Annotated in this window: 9 protein-coding genes; 4 read left to right on the top strand and 5 right to left on the bottom strand. The window is 65.6% G+C overall.

Annotation, left to right across the window (positions count from 1 at the left end; translation table 11 throughout):
* Window positions 1-129 precede the first annotated feature (129 nt).
* Together ACZK4S_RS10550 and ACZK4S_RS10545 are read right to left on the bottom strand one after the other, a co-directional pair.
* Window positions 130-2,343: a UvrD-helicase domain-containing protein gene (locus tag ACZK4S_RS10550; protein WP_463644222.1), complete on the bottom strand. Its 2,214-nt coding sequence runs from the start codon at window positions 2,341-2,343 to the stop codon at window positions 130-132.
* On the bottom strand, window positions 2,336-8,728 hold the full coding sequence (locus ACZK4S_RS10545) for a DEAD/DEAH box helicase (RefSeq protein ID WP_463644221.1): 6,393 nt from the start codon (window positions 8,726-8,728) through the stop codon (window positions 2,336-2,338). Before ACZK4S_RS10545 ends, ACZK4S_RS10550 begins: the two co-directional genes overlap by 8 nt.
* 120 nt (window positions 8,729-8,848) lie before the next feature.
* Between ACZK4S_RS10545 and ACZK4S_RS10540 the strand changes: the two genes are divergently transcribed.
* Both ACZK4S_RS10540 and ACZK4S_RS10535 read left to right on the top strand, forming a co-directional pair.
* Window positions 8,849-9,136, top strand: coding sequence for a ScoMcrA-related endonuclease (locus tag ACZK4S_RS10540; protein WP_527252167.1), 288 nt, complete (start codon window positions 8,849-8,851; stop codon window positions 9,134-9,136).
* 38 nt (window positions 9,137-9,174) lie between these two features.
* A complete protein-coding gene (locus ACZK4S_RS10535) occupies window positions 9,175-9,906 on the top strand; it encodes a hypothetical protein (protein WP_463644219.1) in 732 nt (243 codons plus the stop codon).
* A 253-nt stretch (window positions 9,907-10,159) separates the two neighbouring features.
* Here ACZK4S_RS10535 and ACZK4S_RS10530 read toward each other — a convergent pair whose 3' ends face one another.
* A complete protein-coding gene (locus ACZK4S_RS10530; RefSeq protein WP_463644218.1) occupies window positions 10,160-11,407 on the bottom strand; it encodes a PD-(D/E)XK nuclease family protein in 1,248 nt (415 codons plus the stop codon).
* 362 nt (window positions 11,408-11,769) lie between these two features.
* Here ACZK4S_RS10530 and ACZK4S_RS10525 point away from each other — a divergent pair, with 362 nt between their 5' ends.
* A complete protein-coding gene (locus ACZK4S_RS10525) occupies window positions 11,770-13,152 on the top strand; it encodes an IS1380 family transposase (protein ID WP_463644217.1) in 1,383 nt (460 codons plus the stop codon).
* Window positions 13,153-13,391: 239 nt separating this feature from the next.
* The gene (locus ACZK4S_RS10520) at window positions 13,392-15,497 is read left to right on the top strand and encodes a GmrSD restriction endonuclease domain-containing protein (protein WP_463644216.1); all 2,106 of its coding nucleotides are present in this window, start codon (window positions 13,392-13,394) and stop codon (window positions 15,495-15,497) included.
* 124 nt (window positions 15,498-15,621) lie between these two features.
* Here ACZK4S_RS10520 and ACZK4S_RS10515 read toward each other — a convergent pair whose 3' ends face one another.
* On the bottom strand, window positions 15,622-18,738 hold the full coding sequence (locus ACZK4S_RS10515; RefSeq protein ID WP_463644215.1) for a sacsin N-terminal ATP-binding-like domain-containing protein: 3,117 nt from the start codon (window positions 18,736-18,738) through the stop codon (window positions 15,622-15,624).
* A complete protein-coding gene (locus ACZK4S_RS10510; protein ID WP_463644214.1) occupies window positions 18,735-22,259 on the bottom strand; it encodes a DEAD/DEAH box helicase in 3,525 nt (1,174 codons plus the stop codon). The genes ACZK4S_RS10515 and ACZK4S_RS10510 overlap by 4 nt, the downstream gene beginning before the upstream one ends.
* Between the last annotated feature and the right edge of the window lie 8 nt (window positions 22,260-22,267).

The raw sequence follows: 22,267 nt of genomic DNA, 5'->3' as shown, positions 1-22,267 counted from the left end.
GGTATCGACTGCGGCGTAGCGCGTTGCGCAGTGGCTATTGGTAGTGGGTCCGCATCCTCAGACGTGGACCCCGTGGCGACCAGGTATCGTCAGCGGCCCGGAATCCTCCTTCACCTGATCCGCTCAGGATCAGCTTGGCAGCAGCGACGACGGTGTGCCGCTGTAGGTCACCACCAACTCATCGCGGGCGCGCGAGGCCGCGACGTACAGCAGCGAGCGTTCCCGCAGCTGCGCCTCGCTGAGCTCCTCGGCGTCGAAGTCGTAGGCCTTCAATCCCATCGGCATCGAGTCCTTGCTCAACCCGAACAGCAGCACCCGCGTGAACTCCGTGCCCTTAGCCCGGTGCATCGTCAGCGCCACCGGGTAACCGGGCTTCACCGTGCCGGCCTCCAGCGCCCGCACCTCGACGCCCCGCTCCCCCAGCCCGGCGACGACGCGGTCGCGGGTCACCCGGTCGCGCACCAGCACCGCGACCGTCTCCGGCGCGACGTCCCCACCGCCCACCCAGGACCCGACCAGGTCCGCCGCGAAGTCCAGCTCCGCCGTCAGCGTCGGGAACGACCGCAGCTTAGGCTTCGGGCCCGTGCGCGCCGACAGGTAGCCGGCCATGGTCTCGGCCTCGCCGTCGGAGTCGACGACCTCCTGCCCCGTCAGCACGCCCACGGCCCACGCCAGGTTTTGCGCCGTCGTGCGATAGTTCAGCTTCAACCCCCGCGACCGTCCCTGCGTCCGGATCCCATACGCCGAGAGCACCAGCTTCTGCCCGTAGATCCGCTGGTGGGCGTCCTCGGCGATGAAGACGTCGTTGGGCACCTCGGGAGCCAGCGCCCGGACCAGCTGCCAGTGGCACGGCTTGAAGTCCTGCCCCTCGTCGACGAGCACGTGCCGGGCGGGCCGCTCCCCCGTCGTCTCGAGGTGGGCTGCCGCAATCGAGGCGGCCTCAGCGAAATCCAACGTGCCCGCCTCGCGGGCGGCGCCGCGGTAGGCCTCGACAACGGCCCACACCGCCTTGCGTCCGGCCCGCGACAGCCGCACCCCGCGCCCCGTCCGCGCCACCTTCAGGTAGTCCGCCAGCTGCGTGATGCGGTGCGGCAGGATCACCATCTCGTACTCGGCGGCCAGGAAAGCGGGCTTGCGCAGCTTCTCGTCCAGGTCCTCACCGGCCCGCAGCACGGCTTGCCGCCAGGCGGCGTCGGTGTCGGTCCGGCCCCCGATGTCGGTGCGCCCCACCCCCAGCACGGCCGCGACGGCCTCGCTCACGTCCGCCCCCGCCGACTGCAGCACCGCCCGGGCCAGCGCGTCGATGCCCTTGACGTGGAGGCCGGGCGCGCCGAGGGCGTCGGCGAAACGCAGGGCGGGGTCGAGGCGCTCGAGGCTACGGGCAAGTTCAGCGGCAAGGTTGGTGGTGAACGTGGTCACGACGATGGGCGCTTCCGGGTCCTCGACGGCGAGCCGTCGCGCCCGGTGGAGCACGACGACGGTCTTGCCGGTCCCGGCGCCGCCGGAGATCCGGTACGGGCCCTTCCAGTCGCCCCGCACCCAGGTGCGCTGCTGCGGGTGGAGGAAGACGCGCCAGGCGGAGAAGTCGCCGCCGGTGATGACCCGGCGCAGCTCGTCCGCTCCGGCGAGCTTGGCGAATCCCATCTGGGCGGTGGGGTGGTCGAAGCTGTCCAGAAGCTCCTGGTCACTGACCGGCTCCGGCTCGACGAACCGGGTGGCGGCCTCCTCGTGGCTCATCGGCCGGTTCATGATCTCCAGCTCCTGCTGGATCTGCGTGATCGACTCGCCGTCGGCCAGCAGCAGCAGCGCGAGACCCTGCCATTCGGGCAGCGTCTGCGCGAAGGCCTGCATCGCGTCCTTGCTGGTCAGCGCGACGGCCTGCTCCGAGGTGGTCGGCGGGATGCCGAGAGAGACGGTGAGGTCGGCGGCGCTGAAGGCGATCAACGGCTCGGGACCTGCCGGCAGCGGCGGAACGGCCACCGGCGGTTCCCACGTGGGTGCCGCTTCGCTGGCCACTTCGTTGTACTCGGGCAGCCCGTTGATCGGGTTGATCGTCAGCTGCACCTTGGCGGCCGCCTTGTAGGCGTCGTCATGGTTGTAGATGCCGTGCACCACGTAGGCGGTCGAGGTGGGGGTGGTGAGCTTGAACAGCAACGCCCGGTACTGGATGTCGACGCGACCCGTCCGGGCCCGCGAATCTGCAGCGTTGGCGACCGGCTCGATGTGCAATCCCGGCGCGCTGTCGTCCTGGGCGAGCTTCTCGAGGAAGGTGTAGGCCTTCTGCTTGATCGACGCGTCGAGCAGCTTGTCCTGCTTGGGGTAGATGATCACACTCTCAGCCACGGGGCTGCTCCTTCCATGCCGCCGCGATCACGGCCGCGTCGGGCGCGAGGATGCGCCACCCCTGCTGATCGGGCACCGGTTCGGCATCCAACCGCACCGCGATCCGCTCGTTGGTCCAGACCAGGTCGAAAGGAACGCCGTCGAGCTCGTAGCCCACCTCGGCGTCCGGCGCGGCCACCCCGGCCTGGCTGAGCGCGGCGATGAGCTCCAGCACGGACGCCGACTCCCCCGCCAACTCCTCGGCGATGGGCTGCCACTCGGCGCCGACTTCCACACCCCGGTGGACGATGTCCACCACCGGGACGGTCGGAAGTGCAGCAAAGGATCGCGCCTCGAACGTGGCGATCGACGCGGGCAGCAGCGCCATGACGTTGGCCAGCCGCAGCCACTCGCGCCACTCATCCTTGGCCTCGGAAGCCGAGAGGTCGACGGTGTCGTCGAGCACCGCGGCCAGCCGCACGGAGCACGGAGCCGGGACGCTCACCGCGACGGCGAGACTCCCGTGCCGCCAGACCCGGGTCTGCCCGCCCGACCCGGACAGCAGACCGACGGCCAGGTCCTCCACCGGCTCATCCGCAGGAGCGGCGCCGGAGGCGAACACCGAGAACGCGGCCGCCCGGGCGAAACGCTCCAGATTGTCGGGGTCTGGCTGCTGCATCCACCCGGCCAGGAACGCCAGCGGCCCACCGAGCAGCGCCTCCCGCGCCGCGGCGGTGTGCTGCATCGTCGGCTCGGCGTTCAGCCTCTGGACCAGCGGCGCTCTGAACCATGACGGCGGCGCCACCCCGTCGCCCGCCTCGTCGAGCGCCAGGTCCTGCGCGGTGATCGCCAGCACGAGGGTGCCGCCCTGGCGGAGGATGCGGCGCTTGGCGGCGTCGTCGGCGATGTTGTTGCACTTCGGGGAGGCGTGGAACTGCCAGCCGTCGGTGAAGATCGCGACGTCGGGCAGGCCCTCGCTGGAGAGGACGAAGTCGGGCTTGGAGTTAGCGACGTGCACCTGCGGGCGGAGCCGGAAGGTGCGGCTGCCGAGCGACACGGTGATGATGTTGCTGCCGGAGACGCTGGGGGTCTGCTTGACGGTGCCGCCCAGCTTGCCGGCCAGCCGCAGGAACGCGGCGCGGAACCGCTCCTCCAGCCACGACTCCCCCGTCGGGTCCGGCGGGGGCGGGGCCTGCGTGACGTTCCACGAGGGCACCAGCGGAGGCTCCCCGCCGTCGATGCCCAGCAGCGTCCGCAGGTGCCGCTCCGCGGCGACCCGAGAGGTGACCTCGCGGTTGTAGGGGGCGGCGAACGGCAGCAGGCAGCGGTGGCAGGACAGCCGTCCCTCGTCTTCGCAGGCGCAGTCCTTGACCCGCTCCAGCGCGCCGGTCAGCACCTGCCACAGCTCGCGCGGATCGGCGAGCTCGGCCAGGTATCCGGTGCCGCCGGGGACGAGGTCGTGCAGGAGGAGGGCGTCGCGGTTGTCGAGCAGCGGGTCCTTGATGAAGGCGACGTCGAGGTGGTCGGGCGCGCCGCCGTAGTTCTCGCGCAGCCCGAGCAGGACGGCGGCGGTCAGGCTGGGCACGGCGAACACGTCGTCGCCGAACGCGATGCCCTGCGGCAGGGTGAGCACGACGCCCTCGGTGGTGAGCTTGCGGGTGAGCAGCACGGAGCGGGTGTGCTCCTCGTGGCTGTGGCGGTGCTTGCACCAGGGCCGGTGCTCGTCGCGCTTGTTGGCCAGCCCGGTGCGGTCGAGGTGGCCGCAGGCCTCACAGATCCGGAAGCGGGGACCGGTGAGCCGGTTGCCGGCGATGGTGATCTCACCGGCGGTGTGGCGGCGGGGGCCGAGGTTGTACCAGCGCACGTCCATGCCCTTGAGGTACGCCACGCCCAGCCCGCCGGTCGTGTACCAGCGGTCCTGCACGGTCTGCGGGTCGACGTCGGCCGCAGTCATAATGGAGAAGCCGGCGCGGACGCGTTCGTCGTTGGAGTCGTCGATGCGGGACTCGTCGCGCCGCACGAACGCGGAGACGCGGGTGAGCTCGATGGTCTCGAACCGCTGCCCGACGTCGTTGATGCCCGACTTCCCGCAGCGCGGGCAGGTGGTGGGGGTGTCGTCGCCGTCGTGGCTGTAGCCGCAGTGCGGGCACAGCCGCACGGTGCGGATGGCGGAGCCGTCGTGGCCCACCTCGACGGCGTCGATGTCGATCTGGTGGCCGCCCACGTAGAACGACGCGCCGGGCGCGAAGTCACGCAGGGCGTTGGCGCTGGCGCGGGAGTAGTCGGCGGCCTCGGAGTGGTATTCGCCGGTGTCGGAGTCGATCCAGCTCATGGTGACGTCGAGCTGAACGGAGTCGTCGACCAGCGAGTAGTTGGGCAGCAGCCCGATCCGCTCCAGCGCGGAGATCCAGAAGTCGCCGTACGCGGCGCCGATCTGGGCCTCCAGCATGCGCTGCTCGGCGCGGGCCTCCTTGAGCGCGCGGGCGTCGTCGTCGCTGTCCTGCTCGCGGGCCTCGAGGTCGGGCAGTTCGGCGACGAGCTGGTCGAGGCGGTCCTTGAGGTCCTGCTGCTCGGCGTGCCAGCGCTGGGCGGCGCGGCCGATGGTGGCCACCAGTCCGCTGGAGCCGTCGGGCCCGGGGGTGGCCCACTCGCGGAGGGCGTCGGCGGCGTCTGGGCGGAGGGTGGCGGTGAGGTCGCCGTCGACCGCGAACGCGGCGAGGAACCGGTCGACGGCACCGGGCTGCCGGGAGGCCTCGACGAGCTGGTCGAGGAAGGTGGCCTTCCCCCCGGTGGGCTGCGCCAAAGCGGTGCCGGTGGTGCGGGGGTGGATGGCTTGAGGGTCGCGGGCGAGGCTGTCGGCGAGGTGGGCGATGTACTGGCGGCGGAGGATCTCCTCGGCGCTCAGGTACGTGGCGGGCGGGGTGACGGCGCCGTTGATGAGGGAGAGCGGGTCGCCGAGGCGGGGCAGGAACTCGCCGCGGCCCTGCACGAAGGCCAGGTCCAGCGCATTGCCGGTGAGGCGTCCGGCGCGGCCGACGCGCTGGACGTAGTTGCTGACGGTGCGGGGCAGGGAGGCGAGCATTACCGAGGACAGGTCGCCGATGTCGATGCCCATCTCCAGCGTCGGGGTGGCCACCAGCACGTTAGGCGCGGTGGGGTCGTCGGCGCTGGACTTGAAGGCGTTCTCGTACTCGAGGCGCTTCGCTGTGTCGAGCAGGCTGGTGTGCTCGCGGGCGACGACGCGCCGCACCTCGGCGGAGCGATAGAGCGCGCGGTAGTAGTTGTCCGCGTCACCGGGGTGGGGGGCGAGGGTGCCGGCGCAGGTGGCGTGGAGGCAGGGGCCGCCGTCGAGCTCCGCGCCGGTGTCGAGGCTGACGGGGAACTCGCCGTGGCAGGTGGTGCACCGCAGGGTGTGGCGGCCGGCGTCGACGTCCGAGTCCTCGGTAGGCGCCACGACGACGCGCTCCGGCTCGATGGCGTAGACGGTTGCGCCGCTGCGGGTCTCCACGGCGTGGAGCAGCTGATCCTTGGCGAGCTGGTCCAGCAGCGTGCGGGCCAGCACTCCGCCGGCGGCGCCGTCGACAAGGAGGCAGCGATGGGCCCACTGGGCGTACCAGGCGCGGGTGCCGGTGACGGGATCGAGCAGCGCCTTGGACGCTTCGATCTTCGCGCCGCCCACTCGCGGGAAGGCGGGCGTGGAGCGGCCGGGCGGGAAGGGCGGCATGTACTTGGCGCGGCCCTTGCGGCTCCACAGGTGCCAGCGGTTGCCGTCCTCGGTGACGTATCGCTCGAGCCATGGGTGCCAGATGCCGCCCTGGGTGCGGATGCGTTCGACGACGCCGCGCGCCCAGGCGGTGAGCATCCGGTCGTCCACATCGTGGGGGAACAGGCCGGGGTCGAGCGAGTCGAGCGTCTTCCTGGCGGAGCGCAGCAGGTCGGCGCCGTCGATGGCGACGTGGGCGCTCATGGTGCCGGTGCGCTCCAGGGTGCGGCCGAAGCTGCTGGTGAGCCCGAACTCGAGCGTGGCGGAGAACAGCAGGCGTTCCTGGGCGATGGCGGTGAGCTTGGCGGCCGGGTTGTCCTTCTCCCAGAACGGCTTGAACTCCTCCTCGCGGGCGGTGAGGTTGGGTGCCAGCAGCCGGTAGCGCTTGAACTTGTCGTCCTTGGCCTGCTCGACGGCGTGCTCCACCAGGGCGGGCAGCGATCGCGGCGCGTCGCCGGCGGCGCGCAGCACGGAGCGGAGGGTGAGGGTGTGGGAGCGGGAGGAGACGAAGCCGGCGCGGTGGGCGGCGTCCTGGACGGAGTCGACGAAGACCAGTGACTTCTTTTCGGCCTCGTCGAGGGTGGCTTGGCCGAACATGTTGGACAGCGTCACCGACATCAGCGTGGCGATGGCGCTGCCGGTGAAGCGGATGGCGTCAGTCTGCCCGCAGCTGGGGCAGGTGTCCTTGGCGGAGTCGTCGTCGGCGTCCTCGCCGATGTGGGTGACGACGCGCAGCACGCGGCCCTCGCGGACGGCCGTGGGATCAACATCGCTCGGCGTGGTGGTGATCCGGCGCTCGCGGGGATCGAACCAGGCCAGCCCGGTCTCGGCCGGTGCGTCGGAGTCGACATCGGCCGAGGCGTTGAGGAGCGGCCGGAAACGGCCCTCGCGGGTGACGTGGTGGCGTCGGATGTTCTCGTCGTTGGCCGCGAGTGTGTCGCCGACCGGGCCGAGCTCGACTCCCCAGCCGGAGCGGCCGCAGAACCGGCAGTGGATGGCCGGGAAGGCGATGCCGCCGCCCTGGGTGGCGTCCTCGCTCGCGACGGGAGGGCCGTCGTCGGCCCAGCGGAAGCGGGCGGCGGAATCCGCGTAGCGGTCGATGCGGCTGAGCTCCCGCACCCACATGTGCGCCTCGGTGGACGGCATGGTCCGGTCGGGCCCCCCGTCCTTACCGCGGGCTCGCAGGTGCCCGAGGGCCCCGTGGACGGCGATGACGAACCGACGGCGGACCTCCAGCGTCTCCGGAGTCCCGCGGACGAGCCGCGCGAGCTCAGTGACGTGGGTGGCCTGCGCGGTGGCCGCGAGGAAGTCTCGGATGAATGCGCTGGACTTCGCGAGCGTCTTGAGGTCGGCGGTGTGCGGATCCTCGTGAAGAGCGGTCAGGACGATCCGACACAGCTCCGCTGGATCGGTGTCGTCGTCGATCTGCCCGACGACGTCGGCGGCAACCTGCTCGGTGACTTCCGTTTCCGCTGGTTGAGCCGGGCGCGAGCGGAGCGAGCCCTGCACTTCCGCTGGTTGAGCCGGGCGCGAGCGGAGCGAGCCCCGTGTCGAAACCTCAGGAACCGCCGGCCGACCGGCCATCCCAACCCCGGCCTCCGACCACTCATCCGGAGCCAAGCGCTGCTCCCCCACGACACAGCCATCGTCGAACTTCTCGCCGAACACCCGCGTGGCGAAATCGACGATGTCCATCGCACCCGACGGCGCATCCTCCCGCGGCCCGAGCGTCGCGGACGTCCCCACAGGCGTGATCCGCCCCAACGGCCGACCCCAGTCCTCCGCACTGTGGGTGTCCCCCACACTCCCCCGCTCCGGCCAGTACGACTTCAGCGCCAGCCCAAGCCGACGCAACAGCATCGCGACGTCCGTGCCCTGCGCCCCGTCGTAGGTGTGGAATTCATCGAGCACCAGGTAGGTCAGCGACTCGGCCGACTTCTCCCACAACTTCTGGTCCGCAGACCGCAGGAGGAGTTGATCGAGCATCTTGTAGTTGGTCAGCAAGATGTCCGGCGGATCATCGCGGATGATCGCGCGGTCGGTGATGAGTCCGTTCTCAGTCACCTTGGTGCTGGGACCAGAGCGCTTCCCATCGGCGGAGACGGCTGCCTCGCCGGTGTAGAGGGCGGCCGTGATCGAGCCCAGGGGCTGATGCCCGTCCGCGTCGCGCCCGGTGATCAGCCGGGCAAGGCGCTGCGCCTGATCGTTCGCCAGTGCGTTCATCGGATAGAGGATGAGCGCCTTCATCCCGCCCACGCCCTGACGGCGGGCGCGAAGACAATGGTCCAGAATCGGGTACAGGAAGGCCTCGGTCTTGCCCGACCCGGTGCCAGTGGTCACCAGCATCGGTTGGGGACGACCGTTCAGGCTGGAGAGCCGTCGGAACGCCGCTGCCTGGTGGGCATACGGGTCGAAGCCGGCGGGCATCCAGTCCAGCGGTGAGACGGCGCGGCGCGGCGCGGCGCTGAAAGACATACCGGCGCGGAGATAGGGTCCCTTGAACATCCCCTCCGCCTCGTCCTCCAGAAGTTCACGGAGAGCCGCCTGTGCGTCGGAATCAACGAGGGCGAATGTGGTTGTGAGGTAGTCGATCAGGCCGGCACGCAGGCGCATGGCCTGGCGGCCCGGCAGCAACTCGCTCACGCGTCTCCTCCCGTATCGGACGATGAGTCTTCTTCGACCGCCCCAACCTATCGAAGATCGGCGTGACGGATCCTCTGCGACTAGAGACAATTCCGCGGACCCGTCTGTAAGCTCGTCGATATGACCCTTGCCCAACTCACCGACCGCTCCGCCGTACTGGCAGCCATGGATGAGTTCGACCGCATTGGCCGGGAGACCTTCCTCTCGCGCTACGGCTTCAGGGAGTCCAGGAAGTACCTTTTGCTTCACAACGGTAAGAGGTACGACTCAAAAGCAATCGCGGCAGCGGCCCACGGATACCAACACGGGGTTCCCCTTGAATGGCAGGACTTCAGTGGCGGGGTCTCGACCGCAGCGGCAGCAACCCACTTGCAGCGACTCGGATTCGAGATCGAGACAACTCCCTGACGACAGTGGATGGGGTTCGAGGCTTGAGGAGGAAACCTGTGACCCATGATCCAGGCCTGAGTAACCATCAGAAGGTTCTGCGTGCGATCAAGACCTCTCCCACTCCACTGGACGACGATGAGCTGGCCGAGAGAGCGAGCATCAAGCCCCGCCAAACCGTCAACGCCATTTGCCGACAGCTCGCAGCCGAGGGCTTGGTGCGCAGAGCCATCGGGCCAGCCGGCAAGATCGTGAACGAGATACTCGATCAAGCCAACGACACCGCGATGGCCTACGGAGTCAGCACACCGGTGGACGCCCCACAGCGACTAGATCGAACAGCCTCCACCGCCACGCCACCAGCAGGCTCGTCACATGAGCAGCGAGCCGCCGAGAGAATCATGCTGGATCGTCTCTCGGAGAGGCTCGGAGTCGCCCTCAGCCCTCGACGCTTTCTACACCCGTCCGGACCGCGGGTCGAGCTGGACGGCGCTGACGAGGACCTCACCGTCCTCGTCGAGTGCTGGGCACATCAGGGGCCTGCCAAAGTCGCTCAGAAGAGCAAGCTCGTGACAGATGCGGTGAAGCTCCATTGGGTGGCCCGCTCCATTGATCCTCCTCCTGAACGGCTTGTGCTTTGCATCAGCGACGCGGCTGCCGTCCGGCATCTACAAGGATCATCCTGGCAAGCGGCGGCAATTTCGGATTTGGGAGTGACCATCGAAGTAGTGGAGTTGCCCTCGGATATGGTCGCGGCCATCGTTTCAGCTCAGCAACGCCAGTACCGCTGACAAACCTGTCGGATGGGCCCCCTCTACTGTGGTTGCAGCCGAGCGGCACATCGAGCAAGCATCTCCGGGAGATCGACGCCGAGCCCTTCGGAGACCGACTCCAAATCAGCCAGTGTCCACACCGACTTGCCAGCGCAGAGAGACCTGGCTCTTGCGTCGCCAACTCCCAGCCAGAAGGTGAGCGCCTTCGGCTTCAGCTCCTGACGTTCGAGTTCCGCGCGACCCTCGCGCGACACAGCCATGTTCAAACGCATCATGAGATGACCCCACCCCCAGTCGCAGAATCCTCCGCGCCGCCCATCAGTTGCAGGATCTCATCGTGAAGTCGCCGATCCGTGGGCTCTAGGCCGTCGAGGATTTCCTGCAGCTTCACACTCGACTGCCGGATCTCGCGGACCGCGGCCCTGGTGAGGAATAGCCGCGAGTAGTCCGCTTCAGTTGGATCGACCGCATGCTGCCAGTTGGAGTCTTCTTCTATAGCGAACCACGCGGATGGACCGAACTTGATCTGTAGGGGAGGTTCGCCGAAGTCCCCTTGTTCCGAGGCGAGTTCGAAGTTGACGGTCCACTGGTAGATCCCCCGGAAGTTTGCACTGACCTTAGCGATCCTCCCTTCGCCCATCGTTGCGTTGAGCTGAGGCGCGAGCACCTCGGCGCTGTAGCTCCTGAGGCGAGTCCTGACGCGCTGCAGCAACTCTGCTCCCTCGCCGAAGCGTTCCCTGGCCTGCTCGGCTACGTCACTGGCGAACTGCTCGGCAGCGACAGTCTTGCTAGGTACTTGATACCTCCGCGCCTCCCCCGTGTCGCACATTGCCACCACGAATTCCAGCACTTCCTGATCCCGCACGGGTCCTCTCCCCCTGACGAACTTGCGGTGCATCTGCTCGATGAACATGAAAGCCTCAGGGTTTTGGCGTTGCCAACGACCGTCGCCGGCCAGTTCCTCCCTGAGTCGCTCGACCAGCCTCGCGTAAGTGATGACAACAGCGTTCTGCCAGCCCTTCGTCAGGAGCGAGCGATCCTCGTCTCTGCACAGCAGCACCACAGCGCCCCGCCGGGGGACGGCCTCCCGCGCCTCCGTCGCATCACCGAGCCCGAACACACCGGTTTGGCTATAGGCGAGGTACTGGTCGTAGCCATGACCGTGCCCATCGGAAGTGAAGTAGTTCTCGATGACCACTCCGGACTCCTCGCTCTTCAGAAACAGGTCAGCGATATCCGCAGGCTGGCCTGCCTCAGAGGTGTTCAGCTCCTGCCAAACCGAGTAGCCGTCGTAGGGGAACGGGTCCTCCGCTGGTCTCGCACGATTGACCTCGTCAATGAAGATTCTCGTGGACGTATCGCCCATGCGGTGGGTTCCCTGCGAATCGAGGAGCCACCGGAAGACATTCGAGATCTGCTTCTCGTGAAGACCGTGGTGCATGACATCGAAGACATTGAAGCCAAGCTCCGACGACCTCCCCAGCACTGGCAGAATCCCTGTCACCAAGTCGTCCCGCACGACACCTCCCAGGCTGCTAGCTTGCGCCTTGGACTGAACATATCCCTCTCGGGTGAACGCCACGCCGTCCCGCGCAGAGGAAGTCGCCATCCCGCGTGACGCTGTGGCACCCGGCCAACTCCGGCGAAGGCCCCTTCCCCGATCGTCGCGTTGCCGTGGCTGCTCACAGGGCGGCTACACGCGACGATGCCTGGCCTCGCGACGCATCAAGGCTGGCCCCCTACTTCGGCGCGTACGGCTAGCCTCGCGCTTTCATGACGGTGGGTGGACTGTAGCGGCCTGAGATGGCGAAAGTGCTCCTGACTTGGGATGATGTGACTTGTCTAGAGAAACATCGACCAGCAAGAAGGAGCACCTTCGAGGTGAAGAGTACCGGCTCCTATCCGAGGGTTCATGTCGATACCGCCAAGGTCACCGCGGTCGGCCAGGCCGGCGGGATCCTGCTGACCGAAACCATCCGCGCCGCTGGCCTCGACCGGGCCCGGTCGGAGGCTTTGGACGGGTGGCGGAAACCGTTGGCGATCCACGACCCGGGGAAGATCATCTGTGATCTGGCCCTGTCGCTGGTGCTCGGCGGTGAAGCGTTGAGCGACCTCGCTACCCTGCGCGCCGAACCAGGCGTCTACGGGTCGGTGGCGTCGGACCCAACTGTGTCCCGCCTGATCGCCGCCCCGGCCGAGGATGCGGACAAGGCCATCAAGGCGATCGCCGCAGCCAGGCAGCATGCCCGCGCCAGGGTCTGGTCGCTGGCCGGTGAGCATGCCCCCGACCACGAGTCGACTGCCGAGGATCCGGTGGTGATCGATCTCGACGCGTCGCTGATCACCGCGCATTCGGAGAAGCAGCGCGCGGCGCCGACGTTCAAGCGAGGGTTCGGGTTCCACCCGTTGATGGCGTTCGCCGACCACGGCCCCGAGGGCACCGGTGAAGCCTTGGTGGTCCACCTGCGGCCCGGGAACGCCGGCTCGAACACCGCGATCACCGTCACCAAGCAGGCGTTGGCGCAGCTCCCCGACCGCAGCCCTCGCCCGGGGCGCAGGGTCCTGGTCCGCGCGGACGGGGCCGGCGGCACGAAGGACTTCACCGCCTGGCTCGCGACTCATCGGGTGTCGTATTCGGTGGGATTCACGCTCCCACTCGACACCCCCGCCCTCTACCAGCAGGTCCCCGACTGGGTCTGGGTCCCCGCCCTCAACGCCGACGGCCAGCCGCGGGAAGGGGCCGACCTGGCCGACTTCACCGGACTGCTCAACCTTGACGGCTGGCCTACCGGGATGCGGGTGATCGTCCGCAGAGAACGGCCCCACCCCGGCGCTCAGCTGCGCTTCGATGACGTCGACGGCTACCGACTCACCGCCTTCGCGACCAACACCACCACCGGCACCCTGCAGCGGCTGGAGTTGCGGCATCGTCGACGGGCCCGCTGCGAAGACCGGATACGGATCGCGATAGACACCGGCCTGGCCAACCTCCCGTTGCAGGGGTTCGACCAGAATCGGATCTGGTGCCAGATCGTCGCGCTGGCCTCCGAGCTGCAGGCCTGGAGCGGGATGCTGGCGCTGGCCGGTCACCAAGCTCGCCGCTGGGAACCGAAACGGCTCCGCTACCGCCTCTACACCATCCCCGCGACCCTCGCCAGACGAGCCCGCCGCGTCATCCTCCACCTCACCGAACAATCCCCCTGGAGTGGGCTGATCATCAACGGTCTCCAACGACTACGAGGCCTCCCGGCACCCGCCACCTGACCCCCAGGCCTCCACACGACCCACCGAATCTCGAAGCTCTCGGCCTGGAAACCCGCCCCGCAGACGTCACGCGGGGCCTTGTCGCACCCACCTGCAAGAATCAGAACAACCTCGACGCCACCGGCGCCGACAAGCCCCACACAGGACGGTCATGAAAGATCGAGGGTAGCCTCTCCGTCTGCTCTGGATGGCACTCGGTGGGTAAGGTGCGGGGAAGTGATCTACACCGGAGTGGAGTTATGGCATCGATCTTCAAGACGGTCTCCTGGCAAGTCGAACAACTTGTAGGCGGCATTGAGCAAGGCAGCATCCGCCTACCCGATCTGCAACGCCCCTTCGTGTGGCCCACGACCAAGGTCCGCGACCTCTTCGACTCGATGTACAGGGGCTACCCCGTCGGCGAACTGATGTTCTGGGACGACGCATCTGGCGAGGCCAGCCGCGCGATCGGACATGGCTCTGGACTGGGAGGGCGCCACCAGATAGTCGATGGTCAGCAAAGGATCACCAGCCTCTATGCCTCGATCAAGGGCCGTCCAGTGCGCAACTCCGACTACATGGAGAAGCAGATCACCATCTCCTTTAATCCCTTCTCGGAGCGGTTTGAGGTCCGTACTCCCGCTCTCGCGAAGTCGCCCCAGTGGATCGGGAACATAGCGACGTACTTCGAGTCGTCCAAGAGGACTGAGCGGGAGTTCATCAAGCGCTACGAGTCATCCGTCGGCGAGCTGACCGACGAGCAGGAGGACCACTTGGACAGGGTCTTCGAACGGCTGGGTGACCTCAAGAAGTACACCTTCAACGTGGTTCACATCGCCGGCGAGTCGGGAAAGGGCCTCGTCGCCGACATCTTCGTGCGCATCAACTCTGAAGGAGTCCGCCTCCGAGCGTCCGACTACATCCTGACCTGGCTCTCCGTTTTCTGGCCTGAAGGGCGGGAGCAGATCGAGGACTTCTCCCGGCATTCCCGGATCACGCCCCAACGGGCGTCGGAAATCGCAGGCAGCCCGATCCACTGGACACCCGTGAACCCGTTCCTCGCCGTTGAGACGTTCCATGTGGTCCGTGCCCTGGTGGCCGTCGGACAAGGCCGCGCCCGTCTTCAGGACGCCTACACAGCACTCCAGGCACGCGACCCGCAGACCGGCTACGTGGATGAAGAGAAACTGCACGAGCAACTCAGGCGACTGCAGCAAGCTCTCCCAGTGGTCACCGATCGGGTCAACTGGACTGAGTTCATCCACGCCATCCAGATGGCAGGATTCCGCCGGGCACGCAACATCACCTCCTCCTTGAACGTGATCTCCAGCTACATCCTGTTCCTCCTGGGGCGCACGAGGTTTCGCGTCGACATCACGACCCTCCGAGCGGTGATCGCTCGTTGGATCTTCATGGCCCAACTCACCGGCAGGTACACAGGTTCAGCCGAGTCCCAGCTGAGCAAGGACCTGAGCCGGTTGGACTTGGTAGCGACTGGCGATGCGGACGGCTTCGTCAAAGCGCTGGACGAGATCGTCGACTCCGAGATGACTTCGGACTTCTGGCGTTTCGGCATGCCGCAGATGCTTGCGTATTCCAACGCTGCGCTGTCGCCCGCCTATCAATGCTATTTGGCCGCTCTCAACATCCTCGAGGCCAAGATGTTCATGTTGGACATGCCAGTGTCGCAGTGGATGGACCCGACGCTGCCAACGGTCAAGGGCATGGAGGGGCACCACCTGTTCCCTCGGGCCTACCTCGGTCGTGAGCTCGGTATCGACGACGTGAAGCGGGTCAACCAGATCGCCAACTACGCGCCTACCGATTGGGCGACCAACATTCTCATCTCCGACCGGCCGCCGGCCGAGTACTGGCCGGAGCTCTTGCAGGCCCGGCACATCCGTGGAGAGGAACTCCAGCAGCAGATGTATTGGCATGCCCTGCCGGAGGATTGGCATCTGTTGGACTACGACGAGTTCCTCGCGAGACGTCGCGATCTGATCGCTCAGGTCACCCGTGATGCATTCTCGAAGCTGCGCTCTGGCCGAGCCGCTGGCACCGTGGACGACAACTTCAGCGCACTCGAGCGCCACGAACCACCGCTTCGCGAACTGGTGGACGCTGGCCTTCTCCGGCCTGGAGACCTGCTGGACCCCGTCGATCCGGATTGGGTCGTCGACGCAGTGATCACCGACGACGGGACCGTACTGATCGATGGGGAGCACGAGTTCGACGACCTAGATGACGCGGCAAGGTTCCTCGATGTGCACAACATCAGCGGTTTGGAGTTCTGGGCGCTCGAAGTGGACGAGGGACTCACCCCCCTCACGGAGGTCGCTGAGGAACTCAGCGACCAGGCGGCGTGACCCACGGCAAGAGCTCGGTCGGACCCGATCCCCGAACAAGCGCCCCTCTCTTCCCGCAGCGACGCTGCTCAAGACGGAACATTGAGTGCAGCGGTATGCGCTCTGCCCAAAATCGATCTAATACCTATGCGCTGGGGAGCGACTCGCCCGCCACTTGGAGGACGGCACGAATGTCCAAGAGGTGGATGCCCGTGAAGCGCACCTGACGCTCGCGCCCGTCAAGAGTGACGGGCAGGTGCCCGTGGCCCGTGTTTGGAGGCAGGTCAAGGTTAAGCAAGCGCTCCATGACATCGGCGTCGGGCGTTGCGCGTGCGTGCTTGTACAAGGCTGCGCACAGCGGGCAGACCGCCAGTCCATTCTGGTGATGTTGCTTGACGCGCCGGGGAACGCACTGCACCGTCTCGAAGTACCATTCTCCCCGCAATTTGAAGGGCATGGGACGGACGCAGATCTGGCAATACATCACGCCGTCTTCGCCAATGTACTGGGCGCGTAGGTACTGGCGTGTCTGTTCCCGGAGTTCCTGCCGGCCGAGGACAACCGACCGCTCTCGAATCTCGGTCTCATACTCGGTTGCAAACCCTGCGTCCTCCGCCACCACCCCGGCTCGCCTAGCGGGATCTGCCGACACGGCCTCGGGGAGCTGGCTGCCTCGGAGGAGAGATTCAACGGCAGCCCAGACCGGATCATCCGCTTCTCGGCCCGCGAGATACGGCAACAGGTGTGGCGGTACTCCCACCTCACGTGCCATCCGGACCTTCTCCTGCTGTTCGCGCGCGTGGCTGTGCGCATCAGATCCAAAGCCCAGTTCCATCGCCAACGAACCGCGTGGCGGCTCAGGCCACCCGCGCGGGAGTTCCTCGGCGGCCATGGATTCGGCGGTCCGCAGATCTCCCGCCGCGTCTAGGACCCATGGCTTGCCTCGCAGCCGCTGCGCGAGCCGAGATGGAAGTTGGTGCACCTGAGCACTCCCGTTGAGCTGGAAAGTAGCCCATGCTTTGGATTTCGGTGAGTCCACTGCCAGCTGCCATAGTGAGCGAAGTAGGACTGGGTCGCCTGATCGCAGGATCGAAACGGCCTCTGGTAGATCCCAGTCCGACTTCTGGCCTTGACTGGATCTCCTTGTCCCCGGAGGGAACCACTCTTCTCGCCGCTCGGGGTTGCTCCAGACGTCGTGGGTACGGATGGCGAAGGAATGCACCACCCCGAGGTCCTTGGCGAACTGCCCGATCGCAGGTACCTTTCCAAGGTAAATCGAAGCCAACGGCAGCAACCCCCGGTAGAGGTGACGGATGCCTGTGTTCTCGATGGGGGTGTCCAAGAACAACTTCGATGGGCGCATCCACTGAAGATCCCCATCCACATCCCCTAACAGGAAGATTCTCTCTCTGACTGACGGGAGGTCCTGAGGCTGTGTCTCGAGGTGAGCTACGAAGGTCCTCAGGTCCTCGAAATGCTCGGCGATGGTGAGCTCAGGCTGCTCCTCACTATCCATCGCTAAATAGCGCTCAAGCCTCGCATCGATGAGGGCACGGGCATCCCAGCGTCGCACCCCTAGGGCATGGTAGAAGGCTTCTAGTCGAGATTTCCTGCGGCTGGGACGATCCGATTCGAAGTACGACAGTGCGGTCGGGACCCTGCCTGGGGCTTGATCTTCGGCGTTGACAGGAAGATATCCTCTCGGCGGACTCGGGTGGCTGACTCCCCCCTCCCCGATGACACGCAGTAGCGGTACATCCCCGGACTCAAGACGCCACGTGTCGATGTGCTCTTCCTCGATTCCCTGTCCCAGGAGTTCGTAGAAGCTTGCCAGATGACTGGTGTCCATCGACTCTAGCCAGTGCGTGAGGGTCTGCAACGAAGTCAGATCAAGACCACGCGCGAAAGACCAACCAGAAGCGCCGTCAAGGACATCCTCTAGTTCATCCCAACCGAACCTGGCTACGCCCAGCCCTCTCAGTAGGGCTCCTGCCCTCCCGCTTCGTTCAGCAACCCAGCGCGGCTCCTCAGGGTAGGTGCCGTCATGCAAAGATGTCAGGACCGCCAGGTCGTTCGAATCCAGCAGGCGACGGAACTCGGGGGGACTCTCCACAAGATCAGCCGCCCGTCGCGGACCGCCTGCATTCCGCGGGGTGATTGGTTTGTCCCAGAAAGCTTGGCGCACCGCAGAGGTCACCGACGCAAACAGTTCGCCTACCGGGTCCTGGTCGTTGGGAAGGGCGGCCAACAGACCGTCGCTGAGCCAACCATCCTTCTGAAGATCCGACAGGTGGTTGGCCACCAGGACACCGATTGCCTCTACCAGCCCCGCATTCTCGGGGGTGTTCCGGACACTGTCCCTGGCCGGTGTCGGTTCGAAAGGTGCATGGACGTGGAACTTAAGTCCAGAGACCTGTTTCTCGGCCGGGAAGTAAACGCATACCGCTCCATGTTCGACCGGAACGACTGACGTGGATCGAGTCCTAGCCCCCTTTTTCACCGGCTCCGGCGCAGCCTCGATCCGAAAGGCGGCAGACACGTATTGTTCTGAGGGGATGGAAGGGGAGAGTTCTGACCCGCCGATCAGTCGCAGCCAATGCGAAACCGCGACCGAATCATTCTCAGACCGTTGAACCGAGACATATGGGTACTCATGCTCATCCCTACTCAGTTCCCCCCACCGCCCGTCCTGGATCAGAAATTGGATCGAGCGAATCCCCCGTAAGAATAGAAGAGTCGTGGCTTCCATCGCTGACAGCCCCTGAGCGATTTCAGAGAAAGCTGTCGCTGCGGGTTTATCTGGATTGTCGAACGGAATCACGAACTCCGTCTGGCCAGCGCGTGACTGCCCGGATAACGGGACGGGAACAAACAGATCCTCGATCGCAAAGTTGAACTGTCCCGATCTGACTTCGGGCCGGGCGGTGTACGAGAATACTGCTTTGAATCCAACGCCGAACTTGCCAATCTTGGTGTCGTCGCTCTTCTTGGTGGACTTGATTGTCGTGATGGCCTCTACGTCGTCATAGGTGAAGAGGTCTTGGCCGTCATGATTGAAGAGCAACCGATCCGATTCCAGAATGAATTCCACGTTGCTGGCTCGAGCGTCTTCAGCGTTCTGAAGCAGCTCGTAGAGGAAGTGAGCCTGGTCAGGATATAGGTCTGCGAGCAGTGTCTTGAGTCCATCACCCAGCAGCGCGTCCGCAGCATCCGCCTGTGAGCGGCGGTCCTGACAAAGCCTGGCGAAACGAGGGTCACTCATCCTGAAACGACCTCGAGGACCCCACGGCAGATTCGGGACGTGGTGATGTCACAGCGACTCTCCGCTCGCTGAAGGTCCGTCCTGCGCCGTGCAAAGTCCTCTTCAACGGAACGCAGCTCGCTCTCCCGCATCCTGACGATGTTTGGGTGCGACGCTTCTGCAAGCTGATCCTCAAGCTGCGCCACTCTCGCTCGGTGACTGAGCTCAAGAGAGGCCAGTTGGGCTGCGATGTGGACGGTTGTCTCTTCGATGTGCTGGGCGCGGGCCTCAAGCCACTTTTCGTAGTGGCGGACCTCGATCGCGTCGGCTTCGGCGTCTGTCAGCGCAGAATCTCCATCCTCCGCCCGCAGCAACAATCCGCCCACCGTCCCACCTAGCTTCGACTCGGTGGCGACTACGGCCAACTCGTAGTTGTCCTTGAGACCTAGCGTTCTCCACCCGAACACAGCGAATGGGTAGCGGCCTGAGGGCACTTCGTCAGAGGCAACTCGCAGAGGAACTTCGACTTCGCCATCGGGCACTCCGATTGCTCGAGCGGCAGCCCTCACGAGACCGTGAGCGGCCGACAACAGCTCAACACCCTCGTCCTCAGCAAGCGCAGGATCAAAAGTGAGCCGACGGGTGGCGTCTCCTGCGTCCTCCAACCATCGTCGCCAACGGATGTTTCCTGAGTTCTCGGGATCGCTCCTTGCCGCATCGACAAGGACCGCCCGAGTCTGTCGATCAGGGCGAAAAACGGCCACCGGCCGGTCGAACATCCCAGGCGCGCGATCGTGCCCCTGTCGCTCCAGATACTCCTCAACCAGCCTGGCCATCTGTGGTGTCGCCAACCACGGGCTCGCGCTCGCGGCCACTCCATCCTCATCCAGCTTCTGCACGGCGAGTCCGAAGAGGGCGGCTTCGCGCTCTTCGAGTTCGGTCTGCTCCTGCACTCGAGCAAGCTTGTTATCGGCGAGCTGCTGAAGTTTCGCGTCGCGTTCGGCGTCGGTGAGGGTGAGGTCCTCAGCGATGGAGTGGAGTTCCCGGCTCATTTCTCCAAGGATCTCTTCGCTCGCACCGAGCGCGTCGTGAAACACCCCTATCCGCAGCAGGCATCGCTCATAGATGGCAGCGTCAACGGTTCCGTTCACGATGAGGTTCTTGATAGATATGGACTCGCTCTTCTGACCCCGACGATCGATGCGGCCAATGCGCTGTTCAATGCGCATCGGATTCCACGGGATGTCGTAGTTGACAAGTGCGTCGCAGAACTGGTTGTCCAATCCCTCAGTCCCTACCTCGGAGGACAACAAGACATCGAGCGCATCTGGATTCTGTCGGTCCAGAGCGAAGCGCGACCGGATCTCGCGACGGTCATCATCGGGAACCCCTCCGTGGACCAGACCCACTCTAACCCCGGCCTCCCGCAGTCTGGGAAGGATGTAGGCGAGAGTGTGTCGGAAGGTGCTGAAGACCAGTACCTTGTTGTTCTCGAGCTTCCGCTTCTCCTGGACGATGCTGAATAGGGAATCTAGCTTGGGATCCTCGCGGAGCTCGCTCGCTCGATGTGCCAAGACCTGGATCTCAGACCTGAATGACAAGAGGCCATCAGCGGCGAGGGTCTCCCCCTCGAAGTCGGCCTCACTCAGCTCTTCGGCACCCAGGCGGTTGTTCAGCACGTCGTGAATGAAGGGGGCCAACCCATTGAGGGAACTGGAGGCTTGCCTCCGCAGAGTCGACAGCAGGAACTCCAGGGACTGGCTGCCGGCACGTGGAGCCAGGATGCGTCGGCACAGGTCCAGCAACTCATCGTGAACAAGTTGCTGCTCAGGCGTGAAGTCCACCGCGTGCGTTTCCGGCTTCCGTACCGTGAAGTTGCCGATGTCTCGCCGCCGGGTCCGGTTGATCAAACCCGAGAAGGTGTTGAGGTTCTGCAACAAGCGCACTACGCGCACCCGCTTCTCTTCCGTCATGTCCTCGTCTTCAAGGAGCGTCCGAACCGCATCCATCCGCGGGTCGGCCATCATCACGGCTTTCCCCCAGGCGGTCTCCGCCGCCCCTTCCAGCGCGATGAGCGCATCAAGTTGCCAATCTGGACCGCCCCGCCGGGCAACCGCATCTGCCTCCGCGATGAAAGCGTTCGGCTCCTTCATGCGGTCGAAGGCTCCGGAATCGGTGAAGGTGTCCGGCCGCAGAAGCCGGAGGAGGTTGAACAGGTCACTGCTGCCGGTCTGAATTGGGGTCGCCGACACCAGGACAGCCGCCTCCGAGGAGGCCAACAGGTGGCTGACGACACGGTGGCGCCAGGTCTCGCGGTTACGCAGATGATGGGCCTCATCCACTATCACCAGGTCAAACTTCACCGGCGGGATGATTGAGAGCAATCCATGACGTCTGGACCTGCCCTCTCCTTGGCCCATCAGCAGCCGCTCGTCCAACAGCGAATACGGCAAGATCGCCTTGCGGTACCGAGCGGGCCACTGCCCTTCTAGTCGCGCTTCGTCGAGGCAGTAGCGGAGAGTGGCGCTGTCCAACTCTATGAAGTCCTCATCGAATCGCCTAAGTTCCTGACGCCACTTGCTTTCGACAACTAGTTGCTTGGGACAGATCACGAGTATGGAGTCCAACCGCTGGCGTGCCTGGAGCTCCTTGATGATCAGACCGGCCTCGATCGTCTTTCCCACGCCAACGTCATCGGCGATGAGGAGCCGAGGCCGGTCGGAGTTGATGAGCTTCATGACCGGTCGGAACTGGTAGGGCTCGTACTCGATGCGCCCAGTGTTGAACGAATACAGCCGGCTCACTGCCGGGTTGAGCAGCTCTGCGGCCGTGAAACCCGTGCGCATCTCTGCTGCGTTCAACTTCTCTTGAGGACCCGTCGACTGGGGTTCCAGCTGGGATTCGAAGTATTGATGGGCAGACCCATCGTGGAAGACCATCGCAGTCCTCTCGACCTGGCCACGGTCGACCGACATGACTACCCCAACGATCTCTGGGCGTGCTCGCAATCTCACCAGGGCTGCGGGCACCAGCCAATCCACTCCCGAGTCAGGGCCGTCCGAGTCGTCAGGCGCGGCTACTGGCATCTCGTCCCGGGGAGCCGTTCCTTCCCTTGTGGGGAGCAGCGCATCGCGGGCGGCCTCGAGCTCGACGATCTCGGGGGCTTGAGGGTCAAGGGCTTGGGCGAGAAGAAACAGCGTGTCCACGTCTCGGTATGCGCGGCGAGGTTCCCTCGTCGAACCGACCGGCTCGTGAGCGTAGCGGTGCCGGATGCTGATCGCCTCCTTGAGCCAGTTGCGGCCCTCCTTTGTGACAATCCCCCACCGGATGAACATGTCCCAGTTGTTGTCCAAGGCGACGAAGAGCGCTGCCACGTCGAGGTCGTCCAGTGCTCTCCAGCCCCTTTCGGCGGCGTCCTTGCGTTGTTGGAAGGAGAGGGCCTTGATCACGCCACGCTCCCACCAGTCGTCGCCCATGCGCGGGAGATGGCTCTCAAATATCCGCTTGACGAGGCGGCCGACTGTGTCCAAGTGATCGCGCATGGAACCTC

It is taken from the genome of Tessaracoccus zhenghani, assembly GCF_055326325.1.
Note: the sequence above shows the minus strand (reverse complement) of the source record. Positions and strands in the feature narration are given on the sequence as shown.

Coding starts and splice junctions, on each gene's coding strand:
- ACZK4S_RS10515 (WP_463644215.1), bottom strand. CDS start 18,738: ATGAGTGACCCTCGTTTCGCCAGGCTTTGTCAGGACCGCCGCTCACAG.
- ACZK4S_RS10540 (WP_527252167.1), top strand. CDS start 8,849: ATGACCCTTGCCCAACTCACCGACCGCTCCGCCGTACTGGCAGCCATG.
- ACZK4S_RS10520 (WP_463644216.1), top strand. CDS start 13,392: ATGGCATCGATCTTCAAGACGGTCTCCTGGCAAGTCGAACAACTTGTA.
- ACZK4S_RS10510 (WP_463644214.1), bottom strand. CDS start 22,259: ATGCGCGATCACTTGGACACAGTCGGCCGCCTCGTCAAGCGGATATTT.